General features: G+C 60.7%; 14 protein-coding genes. 5 read left to right on the forward strand and 9 right to left on the reverse strand.

Going from position 1 to position 17,098, the window contains the following annotated elements; translation table 11 throughout:
- Window positions 1-463: 463 nt before the first annotated feature.
- The 5 genes from FY528_RS09880 to FY528_RS09900 form a co-directional block, all read right to left on the reverse strand.
- Window positions 464-964, reverse strand: a complete 501-nt coding sequence (locus FY528_RS09880; RefSeq protein ID WP_149070840.1) for a GNAT family N-acetyltransferase — start codon at window positions 962-964, stop codon at window positions 464-466.
- Window positions 965-972: 8 nt separating this feature from the next.
- The gene (locus tag FY528_RS09885) at window positions 973-1,746 is read right to left on the reverse strand and encodes a metallophosphoesterase family protein (protein ID WP_149070841.1); all 774 of its coding nucleotides are present in this window, start codon (window positions 1,744-1,746) and stop codon (window positions 973-975) included.
- Window positions 1,747-1,807: 61 nt separating this feature from the next.
- Window positions 1,808-2,269 carry a DUF6428 family protein gene (locus FY528_RS09890; protein ID WP_149070842.1) on the reverse strand — a complete coding sequence of 154 codons (462 nt, stop codon included), beginning with the start codon at window positions 2,267-2,269 and terminating at the stop codon, window positions 1,808-1,810.
- A 28-nt stretch (window positions 2,270-2,297) separates the two neighbouring features.
- A complete protein-coding gene (locus FY528_RS09895) occupies window positions 2,298-2,648 on the reverse strand; it encodes an ArsR/SmtB family transcription factor (protein ID WP_149070843.1) in 351 nt (116 codons plus the stop codon).
- Window positions 2,649-2,809: 161 nt separating this feature from the next.
- The gene (locus FY528_RS09900; RefSeq protein ID WP_149070844.1) at window positions 2,810-3,205 is read right to left on the reverse strand and encodes a hypothetical protein; all 396 of its coding nucleotides are present in this window, start codon (window positions 3,203-3,205) and stop codon (window positions 2,810-2,812) included.
- 241 nt (window positions 3,206-3,446) lie between these two features.
- Here FY528_RS09900 and FY528_RS09905 point away from each other — a divergent pair, with 241 nt between their 5' ends.
- Together FY528_RS09905 and FY528_RS09910 are read left to right on the forward strand one after the other, a co-directional pair.
- Window positions 3,447-4,460: an NAD(P)/FAD-dependent oxidoreductase gene (locus tag FY528_RS09905; RefSeq protein ID WP_149070845.1), complete on the forward strand. Its 1,014-nt coding sequence runs from the start codon at window positions 3,447-3,449 to the stop codon at window positions 4,458-4,460.
- A gap of 104 nt (window positions 4,461-4,564) precedes the next feature.
- Window positions 4,565-4,891, forward strand: coding sequence for a 2Fe-2S iron-sulfur cluster-binding protein (locus tag FY528_RS09910; protein ID WP_149070846.1), 327 nt, complete (start codon window positions 4,565-4,567; stop codon window positions 4,889-4,891).
- A gap of 145 nt (window positions 4,892-5,036) precedes the next feature.
- Here the strand turns inward: FY528_RS09910 and FY528_RS09915 are convergent, their stop codons facing one another.
- Window positions 5,037-5,504 (reverse strand): hypothetical protein, encoded by a 468-nt coding sequence (locus FY528_RS09915; RefSeq protein WP_149070847.1) that lies wholly within the window; start codon window positions 5,502-5,504, stop codon window positions 5,037-5,039.
- 140 nt (window positions 5,505-5,644) lie between these two features.
- Complete coding sequence (locus FY528_RS09920; protein ID WP_149070848.1) at window positions 5,645-11,917, reverse strand: alpha-2-macroglobulin family protein; 6,273 nt, start codon at window positions 11,915-11,917, stop codon at window positions 5,645-5,647.
- A 319-nt stretch (window positions 11,918-12,236) separates the two neighbouring features.
- Between FY528_RS09920 and FY528_RS09925 the strand changes: the two genes are divergently transcribed.
- Window positions 12,237-12,956 (forward strand): porin family protein, encoded by a 720-nt coding sequence (locus FY528_RS09925; RefSeq protein WP_149070849.1) that lies wholly within the window; start codon window positions 12,237-12,239, stop codon window positions 12,954-12,956.
- A gap of 59 nt (window positions 12,957-13,015) precedes the next feature.
- Here the strand turns inward: FY528_RS09925 and FY528_RS09930 are convergent, their stop codons facing one another.
- Window positions 13,016-13,630, reverse strand: a complete 615-nt coding sequence (locus FY528_RS09930; protein ID WP_149070850.1) for a DinB family protein — start codon at window positions 13,628-13,630, stop codon at window positions 13,016-13,018.
- A 253-nt stretch (window positions 13,631-13,883) separates the two neighbouring features.
- Here FY528_RS09930 and FY528_RS09935 point away from each other — a divergent pair, with 253 nt between their 5' ends.
- Window positions 13,884-14,249 (forward strand): Hpt domain-containing protein, encoded by a 366-nt coding sequence (locus tag FY528_RS09935; RefSeq protein ID WP_149070851.1) that lies wholly within the window; start codon window positions 13,884-13,886, stop codon window positions 14,247-14,249.
- A gap of 55 nt (window positions 14,250-14,304) precedes the next feature.
- Window positions 14,305-15,024 (forward strand): LytR/AlgR family response regulator transcription factor, encoded by a 720-nt coding sequence (locus FY528_RS09940; RefSeq protein ID WP_149070852.1) that lies wholly within the window; start codon window positions 14,305-14,307, stop codon window positions 15,022-15,024.
- Between the two features lie 23 nt (window positions 15,025-15,047).
- On the opposite strand, the gene FY528_RS09945 is transcribed toward FY528_RS09940, so the two are convergent.
- Window positions 15,048-16,433 carry a hypothetical protein gene (locus FY528_RS09945; RefSeq protein WP_149070853.1) on the reverse strand — a complete coding sequence of 462 codons (1,386 nt, stop codon included), beginning with the start codon at window positions 16,431-16,433 and terminating at the stop codon, window positions 15,048-15,050.
- Window positions 16,434-17,098: the final 665 nt, after the last annotated feature.

Raw genomic sequence — 17,098 nt, forward strand, 5'->3', positions numbered from 1 at the left:
CGGCCACACAGTTCGTTACAGAATTTAACGCCCGATCAGGCAATGGCGGCCGCCGCTACTGTCGAGCTTCAAACCGCCTGATGCTCTACTTCTAGCCGGTCCAGCAATTGGGAGGAGGTCAAAACCGCCTGATGCTCTACTTCTAGCCGGTCCAGCAATTGGGAGGAGGTCACTATAAACTCTGGTGAAATACTCAGATCCTCTACTGTAAAATAATTTATTGCCTCAAACTCATTCGTTTGAAGGCAAGGCACATAATGACTTATATCCAAGCCCATATTTCGGATTAACTTAAAGAGTGTACGGATGCTTACCAGTTCAGCGAAACGGTCGGTTGAGCAGTTCTATACCTTGTGAGGGCCTTGCCGATTGCCCGGTCAAAGATGCCGGAAATTTTCCTTATGCGACCACAAAAAAGGCCTCTAGCATTGCGCTAGAGGCCTTTTTTATTTTCAGGCTCTGGTTATTCTACACCTACCGTGGTGCTGCGGCGCTCCAGCAGCGCCGTGTTGCGCCACACCCCACGCATCTGCCCAATTCGCTCCCGCTGCCCGATCAGCCGAAAGCCGGCGGCCTGGTGCAGGCGGATGCTGGGCTCGTTTTCCGGGAATATCCCTGCCTGCAGCGTCCAGATGCCGTTGTGTTCTGATTCTGTAACCAAGGCCTGCAGAAGCTGGCGGCCTACCCCTTTACCCTGAGCGGCGGTAGCAATATACACGCTCACTTCGGCCACGCCCGCATACACGCAGCGGCCCGAAACCGGCGTTAGGGCCGCCCAGCCCAGCACCTCGTCCTCGGCGCCAAGGGCGACCAAACGGCTGTGCTGATGGTGAGCGGCGTCCCAGGCCTCCCAGCTGGGGGCCTCCGTTTGAAAGGTGGCATTCCCGGTGGCAATGCCTTGCTCATAGATAGCGCGTACCGCGGGCCAGTGCGCAGCAGCGAGAGGAAGCAGACGAATATTCATAGCGAAATTTAATAAGCCCGGCGCAACATATCGGCGTAGGCATTGGGTAACGAACTTTCCTCTACCGCCTGAGCTGCTTGCTCTATGTCGTAAGGGACGCGCACTAGCGTGCTGCGCAGGCCATCGGGCTGGCCGAGGTCGGTCGTCTCGTCGAGGTGAAGCAGCAGGTAAGCCGCCTGCGGATTGCCATCCTTGGGTTTGCCTACCGAGCCGATGTTGAGGGCGTGGCGGTAGCGGGTCTGGCCTGCATGCTCGTAGGCCAGGGCCCGGTGAAAGGGCTTGTGCGTATGGCCAAAGAGAAGCACATCGGCACGGGCATCGGCCAGCACCCGCAGCAAGCTTTCCTCGGGCCGGTCTTCAAACAGGTATTCGTTGATGCGGCGCGGGGAGCCGTGCACCATCAGCAAACTTAGCGTGCAGGGTTCCTCGGCAAACTCCAGGCGCAGGTGCTTGGGCAGGTAGCGCAAGTAGCGGCGTTCGGCTTCGCCCACGGTGGCATTGGTGAAGGCTATGCTCTGGGCGCCCAGCTGCTGGTCTTCCTCCGTTTTGTAGGCGCACCCACATTCACCGCTCCCCAGTCCAATTCCCTGGTCATAGTTGCCCGCTATGGTGGGAATGCCGCGCCGCCTGATTTCGGCAATTACTTCGTTGGGCCAGGGGGCGTAGCCCACCAAATCACCCAGACAGAAGATCATATCGGGTTGCCGCTGGTCGATATCGGCTAACACCGCTTGCAGGGCCGGCAGATTGCCGTGCACATCGGAGAAAAAAGCAATAGTCATGCTGCAGAAAAGTAGATGGTAGCCCAGGCTGGGGCCGGGTGAGCAGCCCCAACGCTTGATTTTAGCAGCAACCGCCCCCGGGCGAGCAGCCGGCGCCTTGCAGCTGGGGCAGGCTGAGCAGCTGATGGCTGGGAATACCGCAGGCCTCCTGGGCCAAGCAGGCAGTTTGCTTGAGCGTCAGGACAAAATCCGTCCCATCGAAGTCGAGCCCAAACTTGCCGATGGTTTGCTGCTGGTATTCCACTTCAATGTCGAGGTCCTGCCGGCCCAGAATTTTCTCCGACAAGGCCAGAATGTGCAGGAATTTCTGAGGCGCCAGCCGGTGGTCGTAGTCACCGGCTTCCCAGAGCTGGAAGTTGGCTACCGTTTCCTGCCGCTCTACTCCGCCGCAGTCGATAAAATGCTTGCTTACCAAGCCTACTTCCGTCACGTGGAAGTGGTCGGGCAGGTAGGTGCCATCCGGCAGGCGGAACCGTACGGCCTGCAGCCCGGCCAGGGACGTTTTCATTTCTGAGATTTTCATGGTCAACGCATTTAAGGAGAAAAGGAAACTAACAGGAACTCTTACCCGCAGGTCCGCAGCCAGGACTGGCCACCGCTGCCTGGAAAAACATGGCAAACTGCTGCTGGACCTGGCGCAGCAGTTCGTAGTTCAGACAGTAACACACCGTCAGGCCGTCAATTTCGCCCCGGATCAGGCCCAGGGCTTTCAGCTCCTGCAGGTGTTGCGACACGGTGGTGCGGCTCAGGGGCAGTTCGGCGGCTATGTCGCCGGAGATGCAGGTTTGCTTGGAAGCCAGCAGCTGCACAATGGCTATGCGGGCAGGATGCGCCAGTGCTTTGGCGGCCCGGGCCAAGTTCTGCTGCTGCGGGGTGAACTCGGAAGTTTTGGCGTAAGTCATCGGCAGGAAGAAAACTATGTCGTAAATATACGACATAGTATGACGCATGTTTACGCCATAGCCAATTATTTTTTTCAAAGCCGATGACGTGCGCCTTAAACTAAGCAAGTGCCCACACTGGCAGCCCGCCTAGCGGGCCGCTCCATTAAAGGAGCAAAGGCTTACACGTCGCGCAGCCACGCCATGGCCAGCGCGGCCTGCTCAAACGGAAAAATAACGGGCCGCTCCAGGCCCAGCAGCTGCAACCGGGCCGAAAGCTCATTAAAGTACTCCGGCGGGGCTACCCAGGCTATGGCCTCTATCCCGGCTTCTGCCGCGCGCGGCAGAAACTCCTTTTCCACCCAAGCAGCTGCTCCCTGCCAGGGCGTGGTGAGCAGGGAATTATCGTTTAGCAGCTTACGCAGTCCCAAGCGCTTGGCGTGGGTGAGCACGAAGTTGGCCCCGGTCACAACGGTTTTCTGGGTTTGCTCCCCCCGCCACTGGTTGTACAGCCAGCCGTTTTCCTCGTCGTAATAAATCGTGATGTACGGGGTTTGCTCCAGGGTCGGTAAGTTCATGCTATTCCCAACGGTGTTCTTACGCCCGGCAAGCCAGACAATTTTAACCAACTGCTTTCGGGTCGGACCAGTGGGCGGCACACGGCCCCGAGGCCTTCTACACTACCAAATGTAGAAGAAATAGCACAATACAGCGCTGTACCCTGTACCTTTGCGGCCGTTTAATACGCCCTGCCAACGTTTTAGTAGGTTTGCGTGTTTAACGCCTGCGGAACTCCTCGCACTGCCAATTGCTGACTGTATGAATTCCATTTCCACCGATATCTGCATCATCGGCGCCGGGCCGGTAGGACTATTTGCCGTGTTCGAAGCCGGATTGCTGAAACTGCGGTGCCACGTTGTCGACGCGCTGCCCCAGGTGGGTGGCCAGCTCTCGGAAATCTATCCGAAGAAGCCTATTTATGATATTCCGGGCTTCCCGGAAGTACTGGCCGGCGACCTGGTGCGCAACCTCATGCGCCAGATTGAGCCCTTCCACCCCACGTTTACCCTGGGCGAACGGGTGGAGCGCTACGCCAAGCTGGATGATGGCTCATTTCAGCTCTTCACCTCCGATGGCACCGAAATTCTGTGCAAGACCATCTGCATTGCCGGTGGTCTGGGCTCGTTTGAGCCGCGCAAGCCGGCCATTGAGGACCTCGAAAAGTTTGAAGGCGGCCGCGGCGTGCACTACATGGTGCGCGACCCGGAAACGTTCCGCGACCAGCGCCTTGTCATTGCCGGCGGCGGCGACTCGGCGCTTGACTGGACCATCTTCCTGGCCGAGGTAGCCAAGGAAGTAACGCTGGTCCACCGGGGAACCACGTTCCGCGGAGCCGCCGACTCGGCCGAGAAGGTGCAGAAGCTACACGAAGCCGGCAAGGTGCGCCTAGTGCTGAGCAGCAACGTGACGCACGTGCACGGTACCGATAAGCTGGAAGCCGTGACCATCACCGCCAACTCGGGAGCAACCGAATCTGTTGCCCTCGACCACTTCATTCCCCTGTTTGGCCTCACGCCGAAGCTCGGCCCTATTGGCGAGTGGGGACTCGACCTGGCCGATGATGCCGTCAAAGTGAATACCTTGGACTACTCTACGTCTGAGCCCGGGGTGTTTGCCATTGGCGACATCAACACCTACCCCGGCAAGCTCAAGCTGATCCTGTGCGGTTTCCACGAAGCGGCGCTTATGGCGCAGGGCGCGTTCAAATACATCAATCCCGACAAAAAGTACGTACTCAAGTACACCACCGTGAACGGGGTACCCACGCTGTAGCAAGACCTGAGACTAGAAGACTTGAGAAGTGAGATGGCCGACTTGGTGCAAAGCTGATACCTGTCTCACTTCTCATATCTTGCTGTCTCACTTCCAAACCTAATATGACCGACGAAGTACGTGTGTATGTGGAAGAGGCGCCAAGTCAGCGCCGCGAAGTAATAGCCCCCACCGATATGGGCCTGAGCCTGATGGAAATCCTGAAAGCCGATGGCTATGATATTCAGGCCACGTGCGGCGGCATGGCCCTTTGCGGCACCTGCCACGTGGAGGTGCTGGCGGGCCCCGAGCTACCCGAGCCCAGCGACGATGAGCTGGCCATGCTGGAAAGCCTCCCCGTCATGACGCAGGGAAGCCGTCTTTCCTGCCAGATTCGGATCAACGAGCGGATGGACGGCCTCGTCGTGCGCCTGATGCCCCAAAACGCGTAATACGCTACCCGTTAGCTTGCCTCTGCTACCGAGTTGGCTGAGAGGCATTAGCCCATAAAAAAGACGCTGTCCGTGCTGGGCAGCGTCTTTTTTATGGGCTGAGAAGTGGGTAAGCGCAGCTTGACCGGCCTTTACGACGGCAGCTCTAGCGACGCCGCCGCGCAGCAGTCTTTTTCTTGGTCACGCTTTTTTTGCGACTGGCCTTGCGGCTGGCCGCCGAACGGTGCCGGCTGCGGGTGTAGTGGCGACGGGGTGCGGCGGCAGCAGCGGGGGAAGCAGCCGTTTCGGCAGATTTCTCGGTGGCTATGGCAGAGGCAGAGGCTTCCAGGGCCGGAGTGGTGGCCACGTGCTGGGCCGTAGTGCCGGCCGGTGCTACCACGGCGGCTTCGGGCTTGGGCGCGACAGGCTGCATCTTGCGGCGCACGGGCATCAGGAAGTCCCGCTCTACCCGCTCCTGGGCTGTTAGCTTTTCTTCACCCGGCAAGGCCGGGCGCACGGGTACGGCCACTTTTCCGGCCGTATCGGGGGTGGAAGAGGTCGGCTTTTTCTGGCCTTGAGCCAGCGCTCCGGCCCCACTCAGCAGCAACCCTACACACAGTAATACGATACGCATCAGCTACTTTCTTCGGTTGATGGGAGGGCAAAAGTACCAGATCCTGAACCGAATAACAAGCCATACCCCAATCCGCAGGCTGCAAAGGGCCTTTTCAGCCCTCTGCGCCACGATATTGAAAGTAAAAATGCAATTTCACTTTACTTCCCTGCAAGCTCCCCAATCTGCACCCGCGTACTGGCCGAGTGCGTCGTAAACTCTGGGGCATAGAGGCACTGCAGCTGCGAAAGTCCTCCCGAAAAATCACCGCTTTGGGCGGCGCGCAGGCGGTATTCGAAGGTGTGGGTGCCTTTGGGGAAGAAGCCGATAAAGAAGTTGGTGGCCGCGTCGCGGGGGCTTTCGTAGTAGCCCAGCCCGCCCTGGTAGCGGTAGCCCGAGGTCTGGCTGATCAGCTCCAGGCCGGCAGCCCGCTGATCTTTCAGGTGCACGTATTCCAGGTCGCGGTCGGCACGCAGCACCAGGCGCACCACCAGCACGTCGCCCACCCGCAGGGGTGCAGCGGCTGTGAGGCGCTCCAGCACCGGGCCGCTGGCCGTGCGCTGCTCCCGAAACAGCTGCCGCTCCAGGCTCAGGGCCGTGGTGGCGGGCGTGATTTTATCCAGCTGCTCGAAGTACTGCCAGTAAAGCGCCCCCCAGGCCACCCCAGCATCGGACTTCTGCACCGAAACCTTGCCCTGGGCCGGCTTCACCTCGGCCGCCGACCACGTGGTTTTGAAGTAGCCCGTGCCGGTTTGCTGGGCCGAGGGTTTCACCAGCTCCCCTCCTACCCGCACCTGCAGGGGTTGGGTAGGCTGCAGCCAGTCGGAGCCGCGCAACAGCAGGGCGTAGCAGGCGTCGGCGGTGGCGCGGGTACTTTCCCAGTGCTGGGTTTGCTTTTGCTTAAGCAGCCAGAGCTTCATTTCATCCACGGCCTTCTGGTCGTCCTGCACTTCATCGAAAGCCTCAATAAGCGTGGCCTGGGTTTCGGTGGGCGCCTCGCGCCAGTAGTAGCCGCCGCGCACCTCCTTCCAGTACATACCCAGCTCCGGCGAGTGCAGGGCATTTTCGCGCAGGCCCGTGAGGACGTCGCGCACGGCGGCCGGGGCAGCTTTCGTGCGGTGCAAAGCCAACGCCAGCTGGGCCTGGAGGTAGCGCGTCTGGGCGGGCCAGTGCGTAGCGGCCTGCTGCTGGTAGTACGCCTGCGCCGGTTGAGCCGCTTTGGCTACGGCCGGCTGCAGCCAGAAGCTGCGGGCGTACAGGGCCTGAATCTGTATATCCTGGAGGTGGTCTTTCTTCAGGTCGACTTTCGGCTGCTTGCGCAGCTCGGTGTAGTCGCGCTGGAGCTGCTCGTCGAGGTAGCGGAGGGCGTTTTGCAGGAGGGGGCGGGCCTGCTCGTCCTGGCTGGCATCGAAGGCGCCCAGCTTCTGCAGCTTACCAAAACCCGCCACGATAAGCTGGGTGATGTACCGGTCGTCGGGCATGCGCTCAAACCAAGGGAAAGCGCCGTTGGGCTGCTGCATTTTGGCCAGCTTACTGAGGGCGCGGGCGGTTTCGGCGCGCAGGCGGGGCTCATCGAGCAGCTCGGCCAGGCGGCGCATCCGCTCGGTGTCGTTCTGGGCGTCGCGCACCCAGGGCGTTTCCTGGAGCAATAGGGCCTTCACTTCTTGGTTTTGTTCCAACTTGCTGGTGAGGACCGCTTTATCCCCGGCCTGAGCGGCGCGCTTCCACTCGGCCAGCACCGGCTGCAGCTTGGGGTTCTGCTGCAGGATGCGGGCGGCCAGCAGGTTGGCGTAGAGGCGGCTGAATACCTGCTCGGAACACTCATAGGGGTACTCCATCAGGTAGGGCAGGGCCTGCACGGCGTACCAGGCGGGGTTGGGGGTCATTTCCAGGGTGAGCGAGTAGTTGCGTCGCGTGCCCGACGTGGTGCTCGTCAGCTTTTTCAGCTCAAACTCCCGCGTAGCCGGGCCCACAATGGGCAGCGGCAGGCTTTCGGTGATGAGGATGCGGTTGGGCAGCACCGGCAGGGTGTTTTCCTCGCCGTCCTGTATGGTTGTTAGTTGTTGGTTGTCGGTTGTTAGCTTGTTTTGGCGGCGCTGTTTCTTGGTTTCCTTCTTCTCTTTCCCTGACAACTGAGAACCAGCAGCTGCCAACTGGCCCGAGGCAACTACCCGGTAGGTAATGGCTTCGAGGGGCACCTGGCCCTCGGCGGTTTCGGGGATGCGCAGGCTCCAGCTCACGGCTGTGCTTTGGTTGGCCGCCAGCTGAAACGCCTGCTGAGTCGCACCCTGCAGCACTTTGCTTTCAATGGGCTGCTGGGTGCGCGCATCGAAGAGGAAAAGCTGGGTGGTGCCGCTCAGGGGCTGGGCCGTGAGGTTGCTGATCTTAGCCGAGAAGCGCAGCTGGTCGCCTTCCCGGAAAAAGCGCGGGGCGTTGGGCGTCACCTGCAGGGACTTTTGCGTTACCAGGTCGCGGCGAAGCAGGCCGGTGTGCAGCTGCTGGTCGTGGGCCAGGGCCAGCAGCTGCCAGCGCGTCACGGCTTCGGGCATCTGGAACTCCAGCACAGTTTCGCCCTGGTCGTTGGTGCGCAGGGCGGGCAGCCAGAAGGCCGTTTCGCGGAAGTCCTTGCGGGCCTGCACGCCGGAAAGGTCGGGCTGAGCAGGCTTGGGCGACTGCGCGGGCGCATCGACTACCACCACTTCGGCCAGGCTCTTGTCCTGGGTGTCAGCTACACTCACGGCAGCCACCGGGGCCGCCATAGCAGCCGATTCCACCTGCACGCCGGCAGCCCTACCCTGCAGCATACGACTTACAGTCCCTTTGCTGCGCAGCTCCTTCTGATCCATCATTTCATCCTCACCCATATAGCCCCACATATTCAGATGCGGGTAGACTATGCTCCAAATGGGCTCAGTTGCTGGGTTGCCGTCGAACAGCACATTCGACTCCTCCGTGCCGAACCGCCCATCCCAGCCCAGCAAGGCCGGATGATATGGTTTCGGGAAATCCAGATCAGCAAAACCGTGCGGGCGGAACGTATTCAGGGACTGGTCGTAGAGGGTGGCCAGCAGCTCGGCGTTGGCGGGTTTGCCCTCGGCGTTGTGGATGGTCACGCGCCAGGTTTCTTTCTGGCCGGGCTGGAGCTTGTCGCGGAAGGTGGCAATGCTCAGACGCAGCGGCGCGGGCGGCGCGGCTACCTGCACCACGGCCTGGTGGAGGGACAGGCGGTTGTCGCGCACCTGCGTGGTGTGGATATAGAGTTGCGTTTCGCCGAGGGCGGCGGGCACCGGCACGGTTATCAGCCGTTGCTCGTTGGCGTTCAGCGTCAGCCACTCGCGGCGCAGGGGCTGGCCGGCGGCTTCCACTTCCAGTAACACCCGCGCACCAGCTTCGCTGCCGCCAACCAGAAACTGAGCCGTTTGGCCGGGGGCCACGCTATCCTGCAAGGCCACAAACCAATCGGGGGTGGGCACGGGCAGCTCGTTGGCCGAGGGAGTGTAGAGCGTGAAGCGCTGCTCGGTTTTAGTGGGTTGCTCGGCCGAGGTGGCGGTGGCTTCGAGCAGGTAGCGGCCGGGCGGCTGCTTGGCCAGAGCGGCGGCCAGCTCCGGCAGCAAGGGCGTGGTATTGGTATCGAAGTCCTGGGTGAAGACTTCCGTGCGGGCCCAGGTGCTGTCGTTGTCTTCGGGCCCGTAGGCATCCAGGGGGAAGCGGCGCTTGAACTCTTCCCGGCCCAAAGCTTCGCGCTCGGGCCGCTCCCAGGCGCGGGGGCGGAAGCCGCGGGCAGGCGGCGTGAGGCGGTACAGGCGCAGCTGGCCCTTCGCCGGGCGGGCTTCGCCAGTGGCGTTGGTGGTCAACAGCCGTAGGGCCGGCAGCTTGTCACGGTTCAGGAGCTCGGGCACTTCCAGCTGCAGCGTGAGGGCCGCGTTGCCCAGGCTGATGGTTTGCTCGCCGGTGCGGGTTTCGCCAGCCGCATCCGTTACGTCGGCCGTCACCTCAAACACGTAGCCGGGGCCCCAGCCGCCGCGCTTGTTGGCTCCGGCCTCGCTCTGCGCGGTAAAGTTGATGGTAAATCCGCCCGCCGAATCAGTTTGGGTGGTGCCGTTGCTGATTTCCACTTCTGCCCGGCCGCCGGGACCGGGGAAACCCAGGCGGCCGCCATAAGGGCGGTACAAGGGCCACACCGTGCGGCGCACCACGCGGTAGCGTACCGCAGCCCCATCAACGGGCTGCCCGGCGTAGGCCGTGGCCTGGCCGCGCACCGCCACCGGCTGACCCAGCACGGGCGTGCCTTTTACCGGCTCAAACGTAACCTGAAAGGTGGGCCGCTTGTAGTCCTCCACCGCGAAGCCCACGCTGCCATTGTCGGTCTGCAAACTCATTTCCCCATTCAGCAAACCCGTAGGCAACACCAAGGAGCCGTGGAAGGAGCCAAAATCAGAAGAGGTAAACGGCAGCGTCTGCACGGTCTGGCCATTCACGTCCACCAGCCGCACGGATACGGGCTGCCCGGCGAGCAGGCGGGATTTGCCGGCCTGGGTTTCCGTCAGAATGCCTTTGAAGTAGAGCGTCTGACCGGGGCGGTAGATGGCGCGGTCGGTGTACAGGAAGGTGCGCAGCTGCACCTGCTCCTCGTCCAGGCGGTAGCGCGGGCCGTAGTAGCCACCTTCTTCAATCAGCAGCGAGTCGGCGCCTTTGGTGAGCAGCAGGGCCCGCAGGTGGGTGTTTTCGCCGGTCACCAGGCCCATAGCCACCTGGGCCTGCCCTTGGGCATCGGTGGTGGCGAGGCGGCCCCGGCGCTGCTGGTAGTTGCGGCTGGCCTGGTCGTAGAACTGAAAGAACGGCAGGACGGCGGCCTGGGCTACCGGCTGCCCACTCTGGCGGTGGAGTACCAGTACCTCGGGCCCGGGCTGGGTGGTGGCGTTGCGGCGCACCAGGCTCAGCTCACTCACGTGCAGCTCGCCGTGGGCGGTAGTCACGCCGGTCCGCTCCTTGGTGGGCGCATCGGCGGCCGTGCTGAGTACAATCAGGTAGTGCCCCAGCGGCAGCACCGGCCCGGCCTGCTGCACGCTGTGCGTCCGATAATCGGCGGGGCCTGTAATGGGCAGCGTCCAGGCGGCGGCGGGCTTGGCGGCCAGCACGCGGGCGTAGCGCTGCTGCCAGGTGCGGGGTTTCGGGTTTACCTGCTCCAGCTGGCGCACGGCCTGGGCGTTGCTCACCCGGTAGGCCGTAGCGTACAGCTGCGGGGCGTTGCGCACCTGCAGCTTCAGCAGCCAGGGCTGGCCGGGCAGTACCACTGCTTCCGTGGTGAAGGTAAGTTCTACGGCTTCGATGCCAAGGCGCAGGTTGCGGGCCTGCTGCGCTCCGAGGGATTTGGGGTAGGCTTTTTCGGCAACCAGCGCCAGCTCACGGGCTTGGGCAGGATTGGTTTCGCGGAGCACGTTGGCCTGCTCAAACATAAACCTGCTGACAATAGGCAGGGCTCGGTACGTACCGATAGCGCGCACAAGAGCCGCTTCGTACAGAGCATCCTCGTCGGCCATTTCGGCATGCTCGCGCACAAAGCGTAGGCGGGCCAGGTCCACGTCGGCCAGGGCGGCAGGGTTGGCGGCCTCGCGGAGCCGGAAGGCCGTGAGCTCCTGCAGCACTAGCAGCACGTGGTACTGGCCGTTGAGTGAATCGGCCGGCGGGGTAGTCAGCTTCAGTTGAGCAAACTCGGCGGCGGCGGCGAACAGGGCCGGGTTGGTCAGCTTAAACTGCTCGGCGGGCCGGGTCACGTAGTACTCATCGTTACCGAGGCCCTCAATGGCGCGGTGGGCCAGCAGGTCGTAGAGGGTGGGCACCAGCGTGAGGGCCTCCACGTCTCCACCCCGCACGGCGTAGCCTAGCCGGGCCAGAGGCAGTTGCTGCTGGCGGCGGGCCTCGTCGAGCAGGGAGGCGCGGTAGTGGCGTACCACGGCACTGCCGAGGCGGGCGGCATCCCAGGTGCGCAGGTCCCGGGCGCTGGTATCGGCGGGCGCGGCACCGTCGGGGGCACCGCTGGTGCGGTCGTAGAGCTGGTAGCGATGCGCCTGATAGTAGGCGGCGTAGAGCTGGCCCAGCAGGCTGTGCAGAATGGGGCGGGCGGGAAACTGCGCCGTTTTCAGGTCGGCCTCCAGCAGGGCAATGCCTTTCAGGTCGGCCTCTTCCTCCTTGGCTTCCAGCAGGCGCAGCTTGTAGAGCAGGGCGCGCAGGTACTCGGGCGCGTCCTGGCGCTGGCGGGCACCGCGGTACAGCTCGTCAACTATTTTAGCCGCCGAGGTCGTCTGGTTTTTCTTTAGGAGAGCATCTACCTGCTGCCACTTTTTAGGATCGGGGCCGGCGGGCGGCGTGGGCGCCGAAGAACCCGAGGAGAACAGCATAAGCAGGGCAAAGCAGGCAAGCAGGACAGGACGCATAAGCCAGTAACGCGGGACACGTATGGTTGAGTACTGGCATAGATGCACGGATCCGGCCAAAAGCACACATCCGGCCAAAAAATCTACCGCGGTTTTTCCTTCCCGTAGCCGGCTATCCGCCTTCCGCATCCGGTAAATAACTCTTTTATAACACCTTATTCCTGCTTGCTTATGCAACACTGCCGGCCCCAGGCACATCGGGCCGGCCGGCCCTGGTGGGCAATGCGCCAGGCTGCTTCCTGAGTTCTGCGCTTACACCACAAAACCTGTGTACATTTAGCCCGCGACAGGCTTCTGTCATATATCTTCTTTTATTAATATGAAAAAGACCATTTACTGTGGACTGTTTGTGACGGGCATCTGCTTGGCAGCAGCCTCTTCCGCTTCTGCCCAGGTCACCATTGGCGCGCGCGTGGGCCTGAATGCGGCCACCATTGGCGTCAATCTGGAGGATGAGGACGATGAGGAAGACTTCAACCCCAAAATGATTCTGGGCCCGCAGGTGGGCGTAACGGTGAATGCCCAGTTTGGCAGCTTCGCCATCCAGCCTTCCCTGCTATTCGCCCAGAAGGGCTACCGTATTCAGGAAGATGAGGAAGATGGTGGAATTAAGGTGGAATATAAGTCGACGACGCGGCTGAGCTACCTCGAGCTGCCGGTGAACTTCGTGTACACCCTGGGCGAGGAAGACGGCTTCCAGCTGTTTGCCGGGCCGTACGTGGGCTTTGGCATCAGCGGCAAAGACAAGTCCGAGATAAGCCTGCAGTACAACGGCCAGAAAAACAGTGATTCACAGGAAACGGACATTGTATTCGCCAACGAGTACGGCGACGATGAAGATAAGGACTACCTCCGCGGGCTGGATTACGGCCTGAACGCGGGCCTAGGCTACAAGGCCGGGCCCATTCAAGCGCAACTGGGGTACGGGCTGGGCTTAGGTAACCTCATCACGAACAGTAAGAGTGGGGAAAAGCCAGACGACAAAATTCACAACCGCGTGCTGCACCTTTCGGTGGCTTACTTTTTCGGTGGCAAATAGCTTTTAACGGCTATTTAGCATAAAAACGCCCGCTTTCTCACGTGAGGAAGCGGGCGTTTTTACTGCTCGGTCTCGAAGGTGGCGGGCCGGCCCGCGCCGGCCGCCGGCTTGCTGTCGAGCACCTGCCCGGCCTGCAACAGGTGGCGCTCCAGGTGCAGCACCAGGGCCTCCAGCTGGTCGGTGAGGCGCAGGCGCAGCAACGGAATAACGGGGTTGGGAATGCGCACCCGGTTGGCATTTACTTCCCGGGCTACGGCAATAATGCGCAGCAGCTCATCAAGCTGGCGCCCAAATACTTCTACCACCGTGCGGGGCAGCCGGGAACCGCTGGGGGCGTACTGCTGGGGCGCTTTCAGGGGCTTTTCGCTGGCGGGCACGCGCATGGCCTCTACCAGCTTGCGGCCGAAATAGCCATGTTTCACTTGCTCGGCGGGGCGGCTGCCCTGCTGCCGGGCCAGGCGCACCCGGCGCATCATATCGGGTAGGTAGTGGCCCCCCATTATGTTGAGGTGCTCCAGGCACTGGCCCACGCTCCACTTACCGGGGCCGGGCCGCCGGTTCAGCTCCTGCACATCCAGCGGCCGAAACCGCGCATTGGTTACTTCCTGCGCCTGGCGGACGCTTTGTTCCAGCTGGTCGAGGAATTCGGTGGTGCGGGTGGGCGAGGCAGACATAGATACAGACCAATAGCAGTGGCAGCGGACCAAGGTACGCGAAGCCGCGCGTTTAGCCAACCTTTTCGGCGGCGAGGCGCCCAGGAGCCGCTCCGATTTGCCAGCATATACGGCTCCGGCACGGTGGCAGCCCACTTTTTTGCGTACTTGCCGGGTTCCCAACCCCCGGGTAGAGCTCAACGTTAAAACCAGACGCCCTACAGCCACTCCCGGCGGTGCCAGGGTCCGCCAACCAACCTGTTCTCTCTACGCTATGCCTGCTGCCTACCCCCCCGATGCGCTAACGCCCGACTGGAGCCTGCTGGAAGAGCTGGCTGGCAGCAACCCGGGATTCATCCGGCGGATACTCGAAACCTTCCTGCAACAGGCCCCTGCGCACTACCAAGCTTTCCGGGCCGCCGCCCGGGCGGCCGATTTTCCGCAGCTGGCCCGCGAAGCGCACAGACTGCGCGGACAGTTGGCTTATTTTGGCCTGGCAAACCTTGTCAGCCAACTAGAACAGCTGGAAGCCGCCGCCAAAACCGCAGACCCCAGGGCGTTGCCTGCAACCGAGCACATTGCCCACCAACTGCTGCTGGTCTTGCCCCTGGTAGAGGCACGCTGCCAACGACTACCTTAAATCCGGAAGTCCCGCTCACCCCGTACCTTGCAGCCTCTCTTCAGCTCTGCCCCGTATGCCCTCTTCCCCCGCTCCCATGCGCTGCCTTATCGTCGACGACGACCCGTTAGCGGTACAGATTGTTGGCAACTGCATCACCAATACACCCTTCCTGACGGCCGTGGGCCATTACCATAGTGCTGTAGAGGCGGCCGAGCACCTGCGCACTTCCCCCGTCGATTTGCTTTTCCTGGACGTGGAGATGCCGCTGATGTCGGGCTTGGAGCTGCTGGGCACTTTTCCCAATCCTCCCCTAGTGGTACTCATCACCTCTAGTAAGGAGTATGCCGTGGCCGCCTTCGAGTTTTCAGTGGTTGATTACCTGGTGAAGCCTATCAGCTATGCTCGGTTTCTGAAGGCCGCGCAAAAAGCCCTCGACCAGTTTTCCAGCACTGGCACTGAGGCCGAACCAGCCCCCGAATCGGCGGATTTCACCTTTGTGAAGGTAGATAACAAGCTGGTGAAAGTGCTGTTTGACGAAGTCCGCTACGTGGAGGCCCTGGGCGACTACGTGCACATCGTCACGGGCCAGAGCAAGCTCATTGTGTACAGCACCATGCGGGCCGTGGAGGAGAAATTTCCGCCGGCTTTGTTTGTACGCGTACACCGTTCGTTCATCGTGGGGCTGAAATGGATTCAGGCTATTGAAGACAATGCCATTATCATCGACCAAAAGTCCATTCCCATTGGGCAGACGTACCTGCGGGATGTAACGCAGCGCTTGAATAAGTTCTAGGCCAGGTTGTTTGAGGTCAGCTTTCAGCTCTGTTCTGGCTGCATCAGCTGCAGAGCCAGCTGCCACATGTTCTCGTAGGGAATGATTTCGGTACCGGCAAAGGCCTCACCAGGCATGGGCGTCTGCGCCAGCTTAGCGAGTAGCGGCTGCCCTTTACGCCGACACACCACCACATCGAAGTTTTCTGTGACCGTGAGCTGCAGCAACCGGAAAAACAGCCGGCTGCGCAGGGCTGCCGCTTCCCGCAGGTGGGTACCGGCATATTTGCGCAGGCCTTCGAGGCGGGAAAGCAGTTCTTCCAGGTTGCGCTGCTTGAGGTAGTACATGAACTGCAGAATGAGAATGGCCACGTTCAGGCCCTGCTTATCGCGGCTGTATTCGGGAAGCACGTGCATCAGCTGGGCAAAATGCAGGTTGCGCACCGGTAGGTTTTCCGGCGCCACAAAGTTCAGGTAAGCGCGGTATAGCTCCCACCGCTGCTGGGCAGCCGTGCGCAGCTTACTGAAAAACGGATTATCGAGGGCCATCTTTAGCAGCTCGGCGGCCTTGCGGTACTCACCGGCATGCATAGCCAGCAGCAGGTAGTGCTCCATGAACACAAACCAGTTGCCCGACGACCGGTGGAAGGCACTGAGATACTGCGCCGCCAGGCGGAGCCCTTCCTGCAAGCGCCGCGCCTGCAAGTGAGCAAACACGCTGTAGAACATATTGTAGCGCCGGTCAAAGCGCTTGGCGTTCAGCTTACCCGCTTCCCAAAGCGTTTCCGATTCACTGGTCGTCCGGATGATGCCTTCGTAGTCCCCAATCAACTCCTGCTGCATCAGACGCAGCTTGTACAGGTGGTCGTACACCCGAAAGGTGGCAGCTCGCTGGTACAAAGCCTCCGTTTGCTGCACAAACTCCGGCAGCTTGGTGAGCAGTTGCTGCCGGATACGTACCTGGTCGGAGAGCATCATCTTGGCTTCCCAGAAAATGCGGCTGGCTTCCTGCTCGTTCTGCAGGAGGTTTTCAGCCTGCGCCAGCTGCTTTATAACCCGCCGGTAATGGCCTACCTGCCGCTGTTCAGCATATATCTGGCGCAAGCCCAGCAGGCTAGTTACCTCATGCTGGGTGAATTCGCCTTCGGAGGCCAGCCGCTGGCACCGGCGGTACAACTTCTCCGATACTACATACTCCCCTTCTCGCAGCAGCACCCCGGCCTGATAAAGTAAATCCAGGCACTCCTGCTCATAGCGGCGGTATACCGGGTGGCGGGCATCGGTGTAATCCAGAAAAAATAAGTGACTAAATAGCTTGAGCTGCACCCGCGACTTGAGCTTGCGCAGCGCGGTCTGGCTAACAGCGCTGGTACTGCCGTAAAGCTCCCGGGCTGCCTGCAGCGTGGTTATATTGTCGCGGGTCTGCAACAACTGTAACAGCTGCAGCTCTTTACTCTGACCTGGTTTCTGGGTAAAATCCAGTAACGGTGTTACTTTTAAGCGCCGATTGGTAACAATGCGGGCAATAGACGTCAATTCCTTCATCCAACTTCTCTGCCTAAGTACGTTTCCAGTTTCAGTGAGGCGTGCATGCCTGCCAGAATAGGCCGTTAATGTCTAAGAGAAACGCGCTACATGCTACCTAAACTCCCCGGTTTTTTGACCTCCGGATGTCACAAACCTAGCATGAATTTCACAAAGATTCACATTTTACATCGAGTATTATTAGGCTTAAATCAATTAAACCAGATTTACCTAGCAAAAGAATGCAATTTCTATGAATCAAAGTTATAGTCCTCAATTATAGGTTTTCTTCCTTTACTGACGTATTTTTTTAGAGGAAATTCGGATCAAATCTTCAATCACTCTCAAAACTGCGTCCGACATGTTAGAACTTATTGCCCTCGCTCTGTTGCAGCTAGCTACCTTCTTCACGAATCCTAGTGCAACCACTACGGCGCCTAAGCCAACTAACACGCTCAATACCGGTGGAGGTAGCTGGGGCGAAGGTCAAGCAACTGAAACCGGTGGTGGCAGTTGGGGTGAAGGCCAGGTGAAAAAGCCATAATCCTGGCACTGCGCCTGCGCCATTCCAA

The organism is Hymenobacter lutimineralis (assembly GCF_008271285.1).
GTDB classification, from domain to species: Bacteria; Bacteroidota; Bacteroidia; order Cytophagales; family Hymenobacteraceae; genus Hymenobacter; species Hymenobacter lutimineralis.